We start from the raw sequence: 17,063 nt of genomic DNA on the forward strand, positions 1-17,063 counted from the left end.
TTAGTGTTGCCCCTGTGCGGGGCGGCACCTACTTTTCTTTGCAGCGGCAAAGAAAAGTAGGCAAAAGAAAGCCGCTCAAACCGCCAGTGTGACGCCGTCCACCTCTTGCCGTTAATCGGAGCGGTTCCGGAGCGTCTGTCACCATGCGCCGTACAACAGAGTGACCAAGGGCTCATCCCTCCGGCGGCGCTACGCGCCCCGTGGGGCATAACCCAAAACCAGTGGGGTGCATGTGCATTCGCTTACCCATGGAGTACTCACGGTTTCCCTCGCATACCCGACCGCTGCGCGCGTAGCGAGCAGCGGGATGAATGAGTCCTTTGTCACTCAGTTTGAAGGTGCGAGGTGACGGATGCCCCGGAACCACTTCGATCACAGGCAAGAGGTGGACGGCGTCACACTAGCGGTTTGAGCCGCTTTCTTTTGCCTACTTTTCTTTGCGGCTGCAAAGAAAAGTAGGTGCCGCCCCGCACAGGGGCAACGCTAATAGACCGACACGAATACAAGGAAACGCGATCTACCGCCAAGGGCCACAAAAAAAATTCAATACACCCCATCCAAATAACGCTCCTTCAAAAGCCGCCGCAGCAACTTACCGTTATCATGCCGCGGCAGCGCATCCTCAAAATCCACCGAACGCGGCACCTTGATATGCGAGAGCCGCTCGCGACAAAACGCCAGCAACGCATCAGCAAGTTCGGGACTTGCAGCATCGCGCTCGCGCAACTGCACGATAGCCTTCACAGCTTCACCAAACTCAGCATGCGGCACGCCAATCACCGCGACATCAGCCACAGCCGGATGCTCCGCAAGCACGTTCTCGATCTCCTGCGGATAGACATTCACGCCACCGCTGATGATGAGATCGGCGCGCCGGTCGCTCAAATACAGATAGCCTTCGGCATCCACATGACCGATGTCGCCATAGGTCGCCCAGCCGTGCCGGTTGAAGGCGCTTTGGGTCTTCGCCGGATCGTTGTGATACTCGAACGAGGGGCCGCCCTCGAAGAATATGCGGCCAACTTCGCCCACGGGCAGATCGCAATCTTCGTCGTCGACGATATGCAGCGCGCCAAACTTCGCCTGCCCCACCGAGCCGCGATGCCCGAGCCATTCTTCGGGCCCGATTGCAGTCAGCCCCACACCTTCCGAGCCCGCGTAATACTCGTAGATCACCGGGCCGAACCAGTCGATCATCTGCTCCTTGACAAGCGGCGGGCACGGCGCCGCAGCGTGGATCGCCACCTTCAGGCTGCTCACGTCATAGCGCCTGCGCACCGCTTCGGGCAGGTTGAGCATGCGGATGAACATCGTCGGCACCCACTGGCTGTGCGTGACCCGATGGCGCTCGATGGCGTCGAGCGCGGCCTCGGGATCGAACTTGCGCAGCACGATAGTGCTGCAACCCACGCGCAGCGCGCGTATGAGGTAGCGCAGCGGCGCGGCGTGATAGAGCGGCGCGGTGCTCAAATAGACGGAGTCCTGATCAAATCCGAAGCTCTTGCGCCACGAGGCCATTTCGGTGTCGTCGATCGCGCGCCGCTCCCATGGCACGAGCGGCTTGAGGATGCCCTTGGGCAGGCCCGTCGTGCCCGATGAGTAGAGAAAATCGCGGCCCTGGGCGCAGGCGGGCAGGGGCGAGTGGGTATCGACGCGAGCGAGCGCATCGTCGAACGACGAGAAGCCGGGCGGCGGGACGCAATCCCTGGTGTCGGCCGTTGCCGCCATGAAGCATGCGATGCCTTGCGTGGCGCCCTCGGCCACGAGCGACTGTGCGAGTTCGCCCATCGCCTGCGAGACGATCAGCACGCGCGCGCCGCAGTCCTTGAGGACATGGGCGATCTCGCGCGTCTTCAACTGGATGCTGATGGGAGTGTAATAGAGCCCCGCGCGTTCGGCGCCAACGGCGAGCACGGCAAGCGCGGGGTGATTCTGGAACAGCAGCGCGATGCCGTCGCCGGGTTGCAGGCCAAGGCCAATCAGCCAGTGCGCGGCGCGCTCCGCGCGTTCGTTCAGTGCTGCGTAAGTGAGGACCTCATTGGTGCCGGCAAAGCGCAGGGCTGCTTTGCCGGGTGCTGCGAGTGCTAGTTCGCGGACACGCTCCACGGTCTCGTCTCCATATCGTGTGCGGCGCCAGTCACACTGCCGAGCGCTGCCTCCACGCGCCTGACCAGCGACATCAGCCGAGGGGCGATGTCGTCGGTCAACTGGTTGCCGCTGATGTTGAATACCGCAATGGAACAACTGAAAACCCAGTACTCGTCGTCGATGGGCGAAGCGAGCGGAATCGCCACCGAGTGAATTTCGCGCTGCATGTCGCCGTGCGAGACGGTGCAGCCGTAGTCGCGCAACTCCTGCTGCGCCTGTGCGAGGCGCTGCGCGAGCAGTTCGCCCTTGACGGGGTCGCGCGTGAGCGTCTCCTGTAGATAGTGCTCGCGCTCTGACGCAGGCAGGGTCCACAGATACGCGCGGCCCGAAGCCGTGCGCGAGAGCGAAAGCCGCGTGCCGATCTCCGAGCGGTACACGGCGCTTCCCATGCCCTGAATCACCTCGGTATAGGCGAGGTTCAGGCGGTAACCCACCGCGAGCGTCACCTGGCCCTGACAGTAGTCGGCCAGCTCCTGCATCATCGGCCGCGCGAGCTGGCGGATCGTCATGCGGCCGAGCGCGGGCGCGGCGAGGCTCAGCATCTCCGTGCCGAGCACGTACTTCGAAATGCGCTCCGAGTAGCGCAACAGGCCGAACTCGCACAGCGTGTTGATGAGCCGCAGCGCTGTGGGCTTGGGCAGCCCGGTGCGCTCAACCAGCTCGCGTGCGGAGAGCTCCGAGGCCCCCATCGAAAAACATTGCAGGATCCGGACGCCGCGCGCGAGCGCGCTCACGAGCGTCGAATCCGACGGCGATTCGGCGGCATCGTCGGTGCGTGGGGTGGCCATGTCGGTCATTTCGGGTTCCTTCTTCGAGGGTGAGGGCGCAGCAGGCCGGATTGGGGCGAGCGCGGCCCGCCAGGCGGCAAACCCGGCATTCTAGCTTTCACCTGTGGGCTGGAACAATTTTTCAAGACGACTGGCTCATTTTTTGCAACAGCGACGATTTGCTGCACCTCGGAAGGCGCCTGGAGGTGCTGCTGCGTCCGAAATTCGGTCTCTCAGGCTCGAATCATGGCCCCAGTGTTGCGGATTGCACCCAATAAATCAACAAAAATGATCTTAGTGGATCGAAAAATGTTAACAACTATTGAATTTTCGAGACGGCATGGTGTATTTTGATTCGTGAGATTCATTTTTATCCATGGTGTGCGGGTTTTTGGCTTCGCTGAAGTCGCGCCGCCACCGGTTTTCCCTACACCAACCATCGAGCGAACCATGATCCAGAGCGCGGTAATCGTCGACGCAGTGCGCAGTCCCATGGGCCGGACCAAGGCGGGTGGCGCCTTCGTCGACCTGCATCCGGCCGACCTGCTTTCGCAGGTGCTCCGGCAACTCGTCGAGCGCAACGACCTCGACCCCGGCACCGTGGACGACGTCATCATCGGCTGCGTGAGTCAGGTGGGCGAGCAGGCGTCCACGCCGGGCCGCGTCGCCTGGCTGGCGGCGGGCTTTCCGCAACACGTGCCGTCCACCACGGTCGAGCGCAAGTGCGGCTCGAGCCAGCAGGCCGTGCATTTCGCGGCGCAGGCCATCATGGCGGGCGTCAACGAGATCGTCATCGCGGGCGGCGTGGAGTCGATGAGCCGCGTGCCGATGGGCTCGTCGCGCATCGGCCGCGACCCGTATGGCGCGCGCTTTCATGCGCGTTATGCGCAGGGGCTCGTGGGCCAGGGCGTGAGCGCCGATCTGGTCGCGCAGAAGTGGGCGCTCACGCGCGAGCAACTGGACGCGTATGCCGCCGAGTCGCACCGCCGCGCCGACGCGGCGCGCGCAGCAGGTCAGTTCGCACGCGAGATCGTGCCGATCGAAGTTCCAGGCGAAATGCAGGGCGAAATGCGGGGCGAAAGTGGCACGCGCCGCGTCGACACCGACGAAACTATCCGCGCGGGCACCACGGTCGAGCGCCTCGCGGGCCTCGCGCCTTCGTTCGAGGACGCCGCGCTGGCCGAGCGCTTTCCGGGCCTCCGCTTCAACGTGACAGCGGGCAACGCCTCGCAGATCTCGGACGGCGCGGCGGCGCTGCTCGTGATGAGCGAGCAGAGGGCCGCGCAACTGCGCCTCAAGCCGCGCGCGCGCATCGTCTCGTTCGACGTGTGCGGCGACGATCCGCTGATGATGCTCACCGCGCCCATTCCCGCCACCGAGCGCCTGCTGAAGAAGGTCGGCCTCTCGATCGGCGATATTTCGCATTTCGAAGTAAATGAGGCGTTCGCCTCGGTGCCGCTCGCGTGGCAAAAGGCGCTGGGCGCGGACGCCTCGCGCCTGAACCCCGCGGGCGGTGCGATTGCGCTGGGGCACCCGCTGGGCGCCTCCGGTGCGCGCCTCATGACGACGATGCTCAACGCACTCGAACGCAGCGGCGGCCGCTATGGCTTGCAGACGATGTGCGAGGCGGGCGGCATGGCCAACGCGACGCTCATCGAGCGCCTGTGAACAGACCCTGACAACAAGACAGCTTTGCATGGGACCGGAGCAACTCCGGTCGACTGGAGAAACGACATGGAACTGAAGGGAGCGGTAGCAGTGGTGACGGGCGGCGCATCGGGCCTGGGCCTCGCGAGCGCGAAGCAACTGTTGGAGAAGGGCGCGCAGGTCGTGATCGCCGATCTCGCTGGCTCGCGCGGCGAGGCAGTGGCCGACGAATTGGGCCCGGCGGCGAGCTTCGTGGCCGCCGACGTCACCAGCGAAGCGGACATGACGGCCGTGTTCGACGCGGCCACGCAGCGCGGCGCGTTGCGCGCGCTCGTGCACTGCGCGGGCCGTGGCGGCGCGGTGCGCGTGATCGAGAAAGACGGCTCACCGGGCTCGCTTCAGGCCTATGAAGACGTGGTGCGAGTGAACCTTATCGGCACCTTCAACGCGCTGCGGCTCGCGGCGGCGGCCATGGCGCGCAACGAGCCCAACGCGGGCGGCGAGCGCGGCGCGTGTGTGCTGACCGCATCGGTGGCCGCCTACGAAGGGCAGATCGGCCAGGTGCCGTATGCGTCGTCGAAAGCGGGCGTGGTGGGCATGACGCTCGTGGCCGCGCGCGATCTCGCGAGCAAGGGCATCCGCGTGTGCACCATCGCGCCGGGCTTGTTCGACACACCGCTGCTCGCGCGCCTGCCCGAAGAGATTCGCGCTTCGCTCGGCAAGATGGTGCCGTTCCCGCCGCGCCTGGGCGAATCCGACGAGTTTGCCTCGCTCGCGCTGCACATTCTCGAGAACCCCATGCTCAACGGCGAAACGATTCGCCTCGACGGCGCGATTCGCATGCAGCCGCGCTAAGCGGTGCGTCCGGACGCTCACAAAAAGGAGAGCATATGAGCGATGAATTCCTGTACGAAGGCGGTGGTTGGTTGGGCGCTTCTCAGCCGCCATGAATGCGCACACCTTCATCTTCCGTACACCACACTATTAGTTTATCTAATGATACCGCTCGCCTGATTTGATTTTTTGAATGTGTCACTACACTCGTCTTCAGCGATACGCCAGTCTAGATGGCTATCCAGCGTTTCACTCTTCCAATCTGGAGACATCCCGTGAGAGACAACCATGCTCATATGAGCAACTACTTACGCCGGCTTTTAGCCGGTCTTGCGCTCTGCCTGTTTTCAGCGGCCCCGGCCGTCGCGCAATCCACATCTCCCGGGGAGTTGCCTCATGTTGCGGTACTGGCAACCGGCGGCACGATCGCAGGTACCGCTGGGAGTGAGACGCAAACAACGGGCTACAAGCCAGGTGTACTGACGGCTGATGCGCTTCTCAAATCGGTACCCTCACTGGGCAAGATTGCACAGGTATCCGGTGAACAGATTTCGAATGTCGGAAGCGAGAACATCACGAACGATATCCTCCTGAAACTGGCCAGGCGCGTGAATCAACTTCTGGCTCAACCGGATATCGCAGGTGTCGTGGTGACCCACGGCACCGATACTCTCGAGGAAACCGCGTATTTCCTTGATCTTGTCGTCAAGAGCGACAAACCCGTGGTAGTGACCGGTTCGATGCGACCGTCGACGGCCATCAGCGCCGATGGCCCGAGCAACCTCCTGCAGGCCGTCACGGTTGCCGCCTCGCCGCAGGCGCGTGGCCGCGGCGTGATGATCGTGCTGAACGACCGGATCGGCTCGGCACGCTTCACCACGAAGACCAATGGCACCACGCTGGATACGTTCAAGGGAAACGACGAAGGCTACCTGGGCACCCTGGTGGACGAGGTGCCTCACTTCGAGACGTCCGTGTTGAAGCAACACACCACATCGACGCCATTTGACGTGTCGAAGCTCGATTCATTGCCGGAAGTCGATATTGTCTACGGCTACCAGAACGACGGCGGATTCATGTATGACGCCGCAGTTGCGCACGGCGCAAAGGGCATTGTCGTCGCGGGCGTTGGAGCGGGCAGCGAATCGCTTCTTACCCTTCCCTCGATCAAGAAAGCGATTTCCAGGAGGGTGATTGTGGTGCGCTCCTCTCGTACTGGGGGCGGATTCATACCGGAAGATCCAGCCTACGTGGGTCTTCTCGGTGACGATTTGAACCCCCAGAAGGCCCGCATTCTCCTGATGCTCGCGCTTACGGTAACCAAAGATCCGTCGACTATTCAGGCAATGCTTCACGAGTTTTGAATCGGTTCCGCCGGCTGAGGGCCGGTGGAGCAACGATTCGTTCGGGCGCGACGGTGCTGTGAAATCGCCGTCGCGTCGCGTGCCGCTCCGAAAGACCGGAACTGCCAATCCTCGGGAATTTCTTGCGAAGTTCGACGAGCATTCCTGCGCGGGAACCGTTGCAGTTCTTGCATCGATCTGATTGGCGTACTTTGCGTTGCTCTACTTCAGCCATCGCGTGACATACTATTAGAGTTGCTGATACTGCCATTGGATATGCTGTTTTCTTGAATCTGACTCCCTACACTGGTTTCTGAAGGCGCACGCAGGCGCCTCGCCGATAACCAGGGTTCAGGAGACGAAAGTGAGCACTCAGATATTGATGGAGGATGTTCCGCTGCGCGGTTTCCACTTGCGCGTGGCGTTCAGCGGTACAGGTGGACAGTTCAGCGACGGCTTCGTGCTGGGCATTATCGGAATCGCCGTGAGCATGGCTGCCGGGGCCCTTCACCTGAACGCGGTCTGGATGGGGGCGCTCGGTGCGGCGTCACTTGCCGGCCTCTTTTTCGGAAGCATGTTTGCCGGTCCCGTGGCGGACCGCTATGGCCGACGCACCATCTTCGCCTTCGACATGCTGCTCTTTGCGGCGATATCCGCGGCGCAATATTTCGTGACTTCGCCAACCCAACTGCTGGTGTTGCGCGTACTGCTGGGGCTCATTCTCGGCGCCGACTATGTCGTGAGCAAATCGCTTGTCACGGAGTTTGCTCCTCGCCGCTATCGTGGCCGTTTGCTGAGTGTTCTCGCAGCGGCATGGGCAGCGGGTTACGTGTGTGCGTACCTCGCAGGCTTCGCCATTCGCGATATCGGCCCCGACGCATGGCGGATCATGCTGGCCGCCAGTGGGCTGCCGGCACTGCTGATCCTGCCGTTTCGCCTTGGCGTACCCGAGTCGCCGATGTGGCTGATGAAACGCGGCCGGAAGAACGAGGCACTGGCGATCATCCGCGCAAAGTTCGGACCCCAGATCATTCTGCCCGCACCGACGGCCACACCCCAGCGACATCGTGGTGCGTGGTCGGAACTGTTCTCGGCTCGCTGGAGAAAGAACACCCTGGTCGGCTGCGTGTTCTACACGTGCCAGGTCATCCCGTACTTTGCGCTCGGGACGTTTTCGCCGAGGGTACTGCAAGCCTTGCAGGTCAAGGATGGCTTTGTCGGTGGCCTCGTTTATAACGTGCTGCTGTTCGCCGGAGCAATTTTTGGACTGCTGATTGCCGACAGGCTCTCGCGTCGCGCATTTCTCGTTGGCAGCTTCTATCTTGCTGCGATCGGGCTTGCGGTGCTCGCCTACGCCGGATTCGGGCCGCTCGGCACGATACTCGCATTCGGCATCTTCGCCTGCATTCTCTCGGCCGCGGCGAACCTCGAGTTCGTCTATCCGCCGGAGCTTTTCCCGACTCATCTGCGTGCATCGGGCGTAGGGCTGGCCGTGGCCTCCAGCCGGTTCGGTTCCGCAATCAGCACGTTTCTTCTGCCCGTGGCCGTGCAACAGGTTGGTATTCACGCCGCGCTCGGTGTGTGCGTGGCCGTGTTGGTGTTCGGTGGCGTGTTCTGCCATTTGTTCGCACCGGAAACCGGCAAAGAGAGTCTTTCGGATATGAGTTCCGGTCACGGCAGCAACGAGTCGGCGGTGGATGGTGGCCAGAACGCGAGTCTGCACACATCGGCTCATCGCAACGGAAATCCCGGCGTATAACTGTCCGATGCGCGTTGGCGCAGGCCTGGAACATCTGCTGACCGAAACTATGGGGGAGCCGATCGTGTCGTCCAACAAGCCAATCGATATGTACGCGGTACAGGTCTTCGTCGCAGTCGCGGAGGAGGGCAGCATGTCGGGGGCCGCCGCACGCATGGGCATTTCCCAATCGGGTGTCTCGCAGATCATCCGCCAACTGGAGGACGAACTGGGGGTCGTGCTGGTCAATCGCACGACCCGTCCCCTCGCGTTGACGCCGTTCGGCATTGCGTTGAGGAATCGCGGCGCGGTACTCAGCGAGGAAATCGCCAATCTGAAGGCTCAGGTTGTCGAAGCGGGGCGAGGAATCAAGCCTGATCTGCGCATCGGACTGGTTGACTCGTTCGCGGCCACATGCGGCTCGGTTTTTACGAAGCGGCTGCTGGGAAAGGTCTCGCAACTGTCCATCCGCACGGGATTGAGTCCGCAGCAAGGCGAGGCGCTGCTACGACGCGATCTGGATCTCATCGTCACGAGCGACGCCCTGATTGACGCCAACGACGTTGTCCGGTTCCGGCTCTTCTCCGAGAAGTACCTCGTCATCACGCCACGGGATTTTCGCAAACCGATCCGAACCGTTGAGGACATCCGTGCCTTGGCCAATGCCTTGCCCATCGTGCGCTTTAACCGCAAATCACAGGTCGGCATGCAGATCGAGCGTTATCTGCGACGGATCGAAGCGCGTGCCCCGACCCGGCTAGAGCTTGACACCGCCGATGCGCTCACTTCGATGGTTGCCGAAGGCATCGGATGGGCCGTGACCTCGCCGATGTGTCTGCTTCAGGGGGCGGCTTATGCAAATCAGGTGGCCACCCACGTTGTCGACAGGCTGGGCCTTGAGCGGTCGCTGTATCTGGTCGCGCGTCGGGACGAATACAGCGCTTTTTTTGAGGACGCGTGCGATATCGCATCGGAAGTTATCGAAACGTCGTTCCTGCCAAGAGTGAAAAAATCACTCGGTCAGGGACTTGAACAACTCATCGATTTTGGAAGCAGGAAATCAAATGAACAGTCAAACCAGAGCTGAAACGCGTACGGAACGCGACTATGTGGGTGAAGTTGAAATCCCGGGTGAGAAATTGTATGGCGTCAACTCGGTAAGGGGTGTCGACAATCTGACGGTTTCACCGCTCACCATCGCGCACTATCCGGCGTTCCCGGTGGCCTTTGCTCAGTGCAAATGGGCGGCGGCGCTCGCGAACCGCGACACCGATGCCATCACGCCGGAACAATGCGATGCCATCAGTCAGGCATGCCAGGAAATTATCGCAGGCAAGTTTGGTGACTCCTTGATTGTCGATCTGCTCGAGGGCTCGGGTGGAACCTCCACGAACATGAACTTCAATGAGGTGATCGCCAATCGGGCGCAGCAGCTTTTGGGCCATGCGCCAGGCTCTTACGAGGTGATCCATCCCAACGACCATGTCAACCGCTCGCAGTCCACGAATGATGTGTATCCTGCCGCACTGAAGATTGCGACGTACGCGATGCTCGGACCGCTCATTGCGGAAGTAGAAAAGCTGGCGATCCAGTTCGAGGGGAAGGCCATCGAATTCGCCGACGTCCTCCACCTCGGTCGTACCTGTCTGCAGGATGCGCAGCCGATGCGCCTCGGTCAGGTTTTCGGCGGTTACGCTTCGCTTGCACGACGTCTGGCGGAAGAATTGACGACAGTGCGCGACAAACTGCGGACACTGCCGCTCGGTGGTACGGCGATTGGTACGGGTTTTGGTGCGCCCGCTGGATACCGATCCGCGGTCTACAGGCACCTCTCGGACATTGCGGGCATCGACTATGTCGCGCCGGCAAACCCGTTCGACGCGATGCAGAATATGGATGTGTTCTCGCGCGTTTCGGGCGAACTGCGCACCTGCGCGGTATCCCTCGCGAAGATTGCATCGGACCTGACGGTTCTGTCCTCCGGACCCGTCGGTGGCCTGGGGGAACTGCGCCTTCCCGAAGCGCAGGCAGGCTCTTCGATCATGCCGGGCAAGGTGAACCCTGTGCTGCCGATGGCCATGATCCAGCTAAGTTTCGCCGTTTGCGGCAATGATGTCACGGTGGCCCAGGCCGTCCAGTATGGCGAGCTCGAAATCAATCACTTCGAGCCTGTGGTGGCGTCCCGCGTGTTCGACAGCATCATGCTGCTGACCAACGGCATCGAGAGGTTCACGCAGAAGTGTGTTGCCGGCATCACCGCAGACGTCGCATGCAATGAGCGACACCTGATGGATTCAATGGCTGTGGCCACGGCACTCGTGCCCAAACTTGGATACGCTCGTGTCAGCAAGCTGGCGCGCCAGTCGGTTGCGGAAGGTCGGCCACTCGTGGAGATTCTCGACGAATCTGGCCTGTTGTCGCGCGAGGACACCCTGTCGGCAATCGACACGGCCTCGTACCCGGTTTTTGACCCGCGTTGACCGGTTCCATGCCGGCCGCGCAAGGTCACGGCCGGCCTTGGCAACATTCAGGAGTGGATGGGAAATGATACAAAGGGACGGGCTGCTCAGGCTGCTCGAGCAGCAAGACGTGCCGTTTGAATACGAATGCCATGAGCAGGTGCTCAACATGGCGCAATCCGGGGCGCTCGAGCTTTCTCTCGATGGGGCTCGCTGCAAGAATCTTCTGCTACAGGACAAGCAAGGCAGCTTATACCTCGTCGTCACAACCGCACATAAATCGCTGGACCTGTCCGCAGTTGCGAAAACGCTGAACAGCAAACGTCTGTCGTTCGCTTCGGCCGATCGCCTTTTCGATCAGCTTGGCGTGCGGCCTGGATCGTTGAGCCCACTCGCTCTGGTCAATGACCATGCCCATAATATTCACCTCGTGATCGACAAAGACCTGGCGCACGAACCGGTCTTTTTGTTTCATCCGCTAGATAGTGCGGCGACGATCGCGTTGTCGAGGCGAAATCTCGAAGATTTTCTGCAGCGCATTGATCACGCGCCGTCGTGGCACGCCCTCGAAGCGAGACAGGCGGCTTGAAGCGCCAACTCATGCTGGCCGTGATCGGGATGCCGGGAAGCGCAAATCCCAAGCGTCGCGAGCTACTAATTGTCGACATGCAGATCGGCCTGTTCAGTGATAGGCGCAGCCCTACGAAGGCTCGCGCATTCCCACGAACATCAATGCGTTGATCGCGAAGGCGCGCGCGTAGCCGGCGGCTAGTGCCGCAACGTCGTTGGTCGCGCACGCGAGAACGCCGACGGCATCGCGGCCTCATCAAGCGCATCGAGAATGCCCGCCACGCCTTCGGCTACCCCATTCCATCGATCAAGCGCACGCGTCCCAACAATCTCATCCCAGAAGGATTCCGAACCATATTGCAGGCGCTGCGCATGCAGCCGCCGCGTATAAAGCTGCAAGTCGAACTTCGCCGCGATACCCATCGCGCCCACGACGCCATGCGCCCCATTCGCAACGAGCGGCGCCGCTCGACTCGCGCGCGCCTTGGCAATCGCGCTGGCGAGGCGCTGCTGGCCGCTGCGATGCGCGGCGCAGCCCATCTGCGCGGCCATGCGCGTGGCCGTGACGTGCCCGGCCATTACGCTCAACTGCTGCTGCACGGCCTCGAGTTTGCCGGGTGAGCGACCGGATTGCTGGCGCTCGTTCACATAGCCGGTCGTCATGTCGAGCACGCGCTGCATTGCGCCCGCCATTGTGGCCGCGGTCACGAGCGCGCCCAACTCGGCGATGCCGCGCGCGGGCAACGCGTGCGCCGTGCGCGTGTCGAATCTCACAGCGGCGTCCAGCCCGTCGCCATGCTTTTCCACGCAAGCCGTATCCAGCGACACGAGATACGTGCCCGCCGCAGTCTCGACCACGATCGCGTCGGCCACTTGCCCATAGGGCACGAAGGCCATGTTTTGCGTGGAGCCGGCAATCGCCAGCGCGATGGGGCCGCGCGGCGCCTCCACCTGAGCGGCGGCCAGCAGATGGCGCGCGAGCATCGTGTGCGCGGCGGGCAGCGGCAAGGCGTGCTGGCCGAACGCGAACAGCACGCCTGCGGCCTCGGCGAGCGGCAAGTCCGCGCCGCCCTGTGCCTCGGGCACGAGCGCGTCCAGCAATCCGAGTGCTTCGAGTTGCCGCCAAAGTTCGCGGCCCGCGCGGCGGTTGTGCGCCGCTTCCACGCCGCGCACGAATTGCGGTGTGCAGAGGTCGGCGAGCACGGTTTGCGCCGAAGCGGTCAGCATGTCGTCCATGTGTGTGTCTCCCCCATGTTTTTTTCTTGCGGGAGGCTTACGCGCGTGTGATGTGCAGGCTCGCAAGCACCGCTGAAGTCCGTCCCGATTCTAGGATCGCGGTCAAGACGAAGCAACCTCAAAAAATCGGCGCTGCTGCGATTCGCACTTTGTATAAGGCCTGGTTTCGTTGATTCGCAAAGGGAAATCGCGCGAGGCGCCCGAATCTTCGGGGTATACGCCAAGGGGCGCAGGGGTATTTCCGGGTCGTTTCCGGGTTATTTCGATTTGCGCATTTATCCATTTCAGAATTGGCGACGGCTTTACCCGCGCTTCTCGTGGCGACACTCGCAGACTGGTTGCATCTGCAATTATTTCGCGGCAACTCGCGAATCCCGGGCGTGAGCGTCGAACGCAGTCGAGGGTTTTCCCGTAGCTATCCAGCGCGTTGGCCCCGTGCCGTTCAACTTCAGCGGCTAGGGGCAATTGCCGACTTTCACCGAGCCGAACGCCGGCTTCTCCGAAAACAAATTGTTGGGGTGGCGGCGCTCGACCACACTGGCACCTGTTCAAAAGCGGTAAACCCGGGCGCAGCAGGCGTTTCAGCAGACAGTTCGTCTGGCTGGCGCGGGACCTGGCGGCAGGCCGCCGGGTTCGCTGGCGAATGATTCGACATGCGAACTAAAACGAGGCTGTAAACCTTCATACAAAAGGCCCACGAGGCGACGGAGGAGACATGACCCGATTGAAGCCGCGCGCCACGCAGGCGCGCTGTGCCGCGCTTTCGCCGCGCCATCGCGCGGGCGGCGGCGTAGCAACCATGGCGCTTGCCGCCGCACTCGCCGCATCAGGCGGACTCTGCGCACCCACGCCAGCCCACGCGACCGAGTGGAAGGTGGGCGTCGAGCTACCGCTCACCGGGCCGCTCGCGCAGGCCGGCACGGAGATGTATCGCGGCCTTCAGGTGGCCGCCGACATGTTCAACCGGCGCCATCCGCAGGACAAGATCACGCTCGTCACCGTCGACGACGAGTCGAATCCCGCCAAGGCCGTGGCGGCCGTCGAGCAGCTTGCCTCGCAGCACGTGGTGGCCATCGCGGGCGCGGCCAATTCGAACTGCGCGGGTCCGGCCTCGGAAGCCGCGAGCAAGGCGGGTCTCGTCTACGTGACTTCGGGCGGCACCAGCGACGACATGGTCACGCGCGGCCTCAAGAACTTCTTCCGCGTGAGCAATACGCCCGGGTACACGTCGGGCATGGCGGGCCTGTTCGAGACGCTCGGCGTGAAGTCGGTGGCCATCGTCTATTCGACGAAGGACGCGACCAGCGACCTCGCGCGCCAACTGGACGCCGCGCTCAAGGCCAAGGGCGTGAAGACTTACCTGCATGCCTACGATCCGTCGATCAGCGACTTCAAGCCGCTCATCAACAAGGTGAAACTGCAGGACAAGCCCGATGCCATGGCGATGCTCGGCTATGAGAACGACTACGTGGGCATCCTGCGCGCCTCGCGCGTGCTCAAGCCCGAGCTCAAGGCGATTGCCGCGCCGTGGGCGTTCGCGAGCCCGAAGATGGCGCAGTCCTTCCCCGACCTCGTGCCTAACGTGTATGGCGCGACGGTGCTGGCATCGCCGGCCGATTACCGCTCGGCGGATCAGCGCGACTTCTCGGACACTTATCAACGGCTCTTCAAGACCGTCTCGAACTACCAGTCGCAGACCTCGTTCGTCTACGCGCAATTGCTCTTCGACGCCATCGCGAATGCGCAGAAGGCCGGCACCCTCGACAAGGGCGGCCTCGCCAACACCTTGCGCGCCACGCAGCGCGACGACACGTTCCTCGGCAAAGTGAGCTTCGATGCGCGCGGCGACAACCCGAACTACGTCGCGCACATGGGCCAGTTCGCCGCGAACGGCAAGCTCGCGCTCGTCTGGCCTGCGCAGTACGCCACCGCGAAGCCCACCTATCCGGGCGTGCCGTGGTGAGCCCCGGCGATTCAGGCCGCGCCTGAATTTCCCGGCACGCGAAGCGCGCACGAAGACGCACCGCGTGCAAATCGTATGAAGCTCACGAAGCTCACGAAGCGTGCCCTCGCCACGAAGGCGCGGTGCGTGCACCACAACACCTTAAAAGACGGTTTGGAGAACTCGATGTCCCTCGGCATTTCTCGCAACGCTGATTGCAGCAAGGGGCGTGCGTTCACGCGCGCGATGATCAACCTCGGCGCCTGTGCGCTCGCGCTGCTCGCCGCGACGCCGTCCGCGTTCGCTGACGTGCTGCCGGTGGGCGTGGAGTTGCCGCTCACGGGTTCGATGGCGCGCGCGGGCAATGCGCAACTCGAAGGCATCAAGGTGGCCGCCGACATGTTCAATCGTGGCAACGGCGGTGGCAACGGCGGTGGCAACGGCGGCGGCAACGGCAAGCACAAGGTCGCGCTCACCGTGATCGACGACGAAGCGCAGCCGGCCAAGGCCGTCTCCGCCGTCGAGAAACTCGCCTCGCAGGGCGTGCTCGCGATTACCGGCGGCTACGGCTCGAATTCGGTGAGCCCGGCCTCGGAGGCCGCCGACAAAGCCGGCCTTGTCTACATCACCTCTGGCGCGGTGGACAGCGCGATGACTTCGCGCGGCCTCAAGCACTTCTTCCGCATCGGACCCGCATCGGGTTATTCGAAGGCCGTGGTGGGGCAGCTCGATGCCATGGGCGTGAAGTCGGTGTCGATCGTCGTTTCGACGAAGCAGGCGCCCACCGACCTGAGCAACGACGTCTCCACGAAACTGCGCGCGCAGGGCGTGACGGTGACCGTGCACGCGTTCGAGCCCACCATGACGGACTTCAAGCCGCTCGTGAACAAGATCCGCCTGCAGGACAAGCCCGAAGTCATGCTGATGCTCGGCTACGAAAACGACTACATCGGCATCCTGCGCGCGGCCAAGGTCCTCAAGCCGCAATTGAAGGCCGTGATGGGCGCATGGTCGGTCGTCACGCCGAAGATGGTTTCGGATTTCCCGGACCTCGTGAACAACGTGATCGGTTGCGCGATGCTGCCGCATCCGGCGCAGTTCGGCAGCGCGCAAGGCAAGGCGTTCGTCGATGCCTATGTGGCCGCGTACAAGAAAGAGCCCGACTACGTGGCCGAATTCGCGTTCGTGCAGTCGATGCTGCTCTTCAACGCGATGGCGCGCGCCGCCGACGCCGGCACGCTCAAGAAGGACGGCATTGCCGCCGAGCTGCGCGCGAAGCCGCAAGACACGCTCATCGGCAAGGTGAGCTTCGCCGCCAATGGCGACAACCCGGCGTTCCTCAACAACATGGCGCAGATCCAGGGCGATCGCATCGTGCTCGTGTGGCCGAAGGAGCGCGCCACTGGCAAGCTCAACTATCCGGCGTTGCCATGGTGAGCGTGCGGCGTTCATCGCTGCATCTGTTGTATTCGTCGCAATCGTTGTTCTGGAAGAGGAGGTCGCGATGACCGAACTCATATTGCAATCGCTGTACTCGGGCGTGCTCGTGGGCGGTGCCTATGCACTGGTCGCGCTCGGGCTCGCGCTTGTGTTCGGTTCGATGCGCATCATCAATCTCGCGCACGGCGAGCTCGTGCTGCTGGCGGCCTATATCGCCTACACGTTCGAGACGCGCCTGAACCTCAATCCCGTGTTCGCGATTCCCGTGGCGATTCCGGTGGTGTGCGTGGCGGCTGTGGCCGCGTGGTATCTGGTGAGCCGCATCAAGAGCGACCGTGAGCTGAATTCGCTGATCCTCACTTACGGCATCGGCATCGTGCTGACCAACGCCGTGCTGCTGGGCTGGGGCGCCGACGTGCGCTCGACCGGCAACGCCTGGTTGCAGGACAGCGTGATGCTCGGCGATCTGCTCTCGATGCGCAGCGAAGTGCTCTCGTTCGGCATCAGCGTCGTGCTGATGCTCGCGCTCTGGTGGTGGCTCTCGCGCTCGTGGTATGGGCGCGCCGTGCGAGCCATTTCCAGCAACCGCGACGCCGCGCGCCTCATGGGCATCGATCCGCGCAAGACCGAGCTGGTGTCGTTCATCGTGGCGGGCGTGCTGGCTTCGTGCGCCGGTGTTTCCATCTACGCGTCGAGCGCCGTGCAGCCCGCGATTGGCGAGGCGCTTACCGTGAAGGCGTTCATCATCACTGTACTGGCGGGCGTGGGCTCGATCCCGGGCGTGCTGGCGGGCGCGATGCTGCTGGGCATTACCGAAGCGCTAACCGTGACGCTCGCGAGCTCCGCCTTGCAGGAGCTGGCCGGCATGGTGCTGTTTCTGATCGTGCTGTATGTGCTGCCCAACGGCCTGTTCGGCGTGGCGAAGAGAAGGGGGTAAGG

At 62.7% G+C, this 17,063-nt stretch carries 13 protein-coding genes; 10 read left to right on the forward strand and 3 right to left on the reverse strand.

Features of this window, described 5'->3' with window-relative positions:
- Positions 1-543: 543 nt before the first annotated feature.
- Together L5014_RS00195 and L5014_RS00200 are read right to left on the reverse strand one after the other, a co-directional pair.
- Positions 544-2,106 carry an AMP-binding protein gene (locus tag L5014_RS00195; RefSeq protein ID WP_238461576.1) on the reverse strand — a complete coding sequence of 521 codons (1,563 nt, stop codon included), beginning with the start codon at positions 2,104-2,106 and terminating at the stop codon, positions 544-546.
- Positions 2,085-2,945 carry an IclR family transcriptional regulator gene (locus L5014_RS00200; RefSeq protein WP_238461577.1) on the reverse strand — a complete coding sequence of 287 codons (861 nt, stop codon included), beginning with the start codon at positions 2,943-2,945 and terminating at the stop codon, positions 2,085-2,087. The genes L5014_RS00195 and L5014_RS00200 overlap by 22 nt, the downstream gene beginning before the upstream one ends.
- Positions 2,946-3,368: 423 nt before the next feature.
- Between L5014_RS00200 and L5014_RS00205 the strand changes: the two genes are divergently transcribed.
- From L5014_RS00205 to L5014_RS00235, 7 genes are all read left to right on the forward strand, one after another.
- Positions 3,369-4,583: a thiolase family protein gene (locus L5014_RS00205; RefSeq protein WP_238462101.1), complete on the forward strand. Its 1,215-nt coding sequence runs from the start codon at positions 3,369-3,371 to the stop codon at positions 4,581-4,583.
- A gap of 66 nt (positions 4,584-4,649) precedes the next feature.
- Positions 4,650-5,417 (forward strand): SDR family NAD(P)-dependent oxidoreductase, encoded by a 768-nt coding sequence (locus L5014_RS00210; protein WP_238461578.1) that lies wholly within the window; start codon positions 4,650-4,652, stop codon positions 5,415-5,417.
- Positions 5,418-5,671: 254 nt separating this feature from the next.
- Positions 5,672-6,760, forward strand: coding sequence for an asparaginase (locus L5014_RS00215; RefSeq protein ID WP_238461579.1), 1,089 nt, complete (start codon positions 5,672-5,674; stop codon positions 6,758-6,760).
- A gap of 343 nt (positions 6,761-7,103) precedes the next feature.
- Positions 7,104-8,498, forward strand: a complete 1,395-nt coding sequence (locus tag L5014_RS00220; RefSeq protein WP_238461580.1) for an MFS transporter — start codon at positions 7,104-7,106, stop codon at positions 8,496-8,498.
- A gap of 64 nt (positions 8,499-8,562) precedes the next feature.
- Positions 8,563-9,564: a LysR family transcriptional regulator gene (locus L5014_RS00225; RefSeq protein WP_238461581.1), complete on the forward strand. Its 1,002-nt coding sequence runs from the start codon at positions 8,563-8,565 to the stop codon at positions 9,562-9,564.
- Complete coding sequence (locus tag L5014_RS00230) at positions 9,542-10,957, forward strand: aspartate ammonia-lyase (RefSeq protein WP_238461582.1); 1,416 nt, start codon at positions 9,542-9,544, stop codon at positions 10,955-10,957. The genes L5014_RS00225 and L5014_RS00230 overlap by 23 nt, the downstream gene beginning before the upstream one ends.
- Before the next feature lie 64 nt (positions 10,958-11,021).
- On the forward strand, positions 11,022-11,525 hold the full coding sequence (locus L5014_RS00235) for a prolyl-tRNA synthetase associated domain-containing protein (RefSeq protein ID WP_238461583.1): 504 nt from the start codon (positions 11,022-11,024) through the stop codon (positions 11,523-11,525).
- Between the two features lie 179 nt (positions 11,526-11,704).
- Here L5014_RS00235 and L5014_RS00240 read toward each other — a convergent pair whose 3' ends face one another.
- The gene (locus tag L5014_RS00240; protein ID WP_238461584.1) at positions 11,705-12,742 is read right to left on the reverse strand and encodes an acyl-CoA dehydrogenase family protein; all 1,038 of its coding nucleotides are present in this window, start codon (positions 12,740-12,742) and stop codon (positions 11,705-11,707) included.
- 715 nt (positions 12,743-13,457) lie between these two features.
- Between L5014_RS00240 and L5014_RS00245 the strand changes: the two genes are divergently transcribed.
- From L5014_RS00245 to L5014_RS00255, 3 genes are all read left to right on the forward strand, one after another.
- Positions 13,458-14,705 carry an ABC transporter substrate-binding protein gene (locus L5014_RS00245; RefSeq protein ID WP_238461585.1) on the forward strand — a complete coding sequence of 416 codons (1,248 nt, stop codon included), beginning with the start codon at positions 13,458-13,460 and terminating at the stop codon, positions 14,703-14,705.
- A gap of 165 nt (positions 14,706-14,870) precedes the next feature.
- On the forward strand, positions 14,871-16,121 hold the full coding sequence (locus tag L5014_RS00250; RefSeq protein ID WP_238461586.1) for an ABC transporter substrate-binding protein: 1,251 nt from the start codon (positions 14,871-14,873) through the stop codon (positions 16,119-16,121).
- 67 nt (positions 16,122-16,188) lie between these two features.
- Positions 16,189-17,061, forward strand: coding sequence for a branched-chain amino acid ABC transporter permease (locus tag L5014_RS00255; RefSeq protein ID WP_238461587.1), 873 nt, complete (start codon positions 16,189-16,191; stop codon positions 17,059-17,061).
- The last annotated feature ends 2 nt before the right edge of the window (positions 17,062-17,063 follow it).

Source organism: Paraburkholderia tagetis (assembly GCF_022213065.1).
Classification (GTDB): domain Bacteria; phylum Pseudomonadota; class Gammaproteobacteria; order Burkholderiales; family Burkholderiaceae; genus Paraburkholderia; species Paraburkholderia tagetis.

Bases quoted from the DNA above. Each gene is read 5' to 3' on its own strand.
- L5014_RS00235 (WP_238461583.1), top strand. From the start codon at position 11,022: ATGATACAAAGGGACGGGCTGCTCAGGCTGCTCGAGCAGCAAGACGTG.
- L5014_RS00245 (WP_238461585.1), top strand. From the start codon at position 13,458: ATGACCCGATTGAAGCCGCGCGCCACGCAGGCGCGCTGTGCCGCGCTT.
- L5014_RS00250 (WP_238461586.1), top strand. From the start codon at position 14,871: ATGTCCCTCGGCATTTCTCGCAACGCTGATTGCAGCAAGGGGCGTGCG.
- L5014_RS00255 (WP_238461587.1), top strand. From the start codon at position 16,189: ATGACCGAACTCATATTGCAATCGCTGTACTCGGGCGTGCTCGTGGGC.
- L5014_RS00210 (WP_238461578.1), top strand. From the start codon at position 4,650: ATGGAACTGAAGGGAGCGGTAGCAGTGGTGACGGGCGGCGCATCGGGC.
- L5014_RS00230 (WP_238461582.1), top strand. From the start codon at position 9,542: ATGAACAGTCAAACCAGAGCTGAAACGCGTACGGAACGCGACTATGTG.
- L5014_RS00240 (WP_238461584.1), bottom strand. From the start codon at position 12,742: ATGGACGACATGCTGACCGCTTCGGCGCAAACCGTGCTCGCCGACCTC.
- L5014_RS00200 (WP_238461577.1), bottom strand. From the start codon at position 2,945: ATGACCGACATGGCCACCCCACGCACCGACGATGCCGCCGAATCGCCG.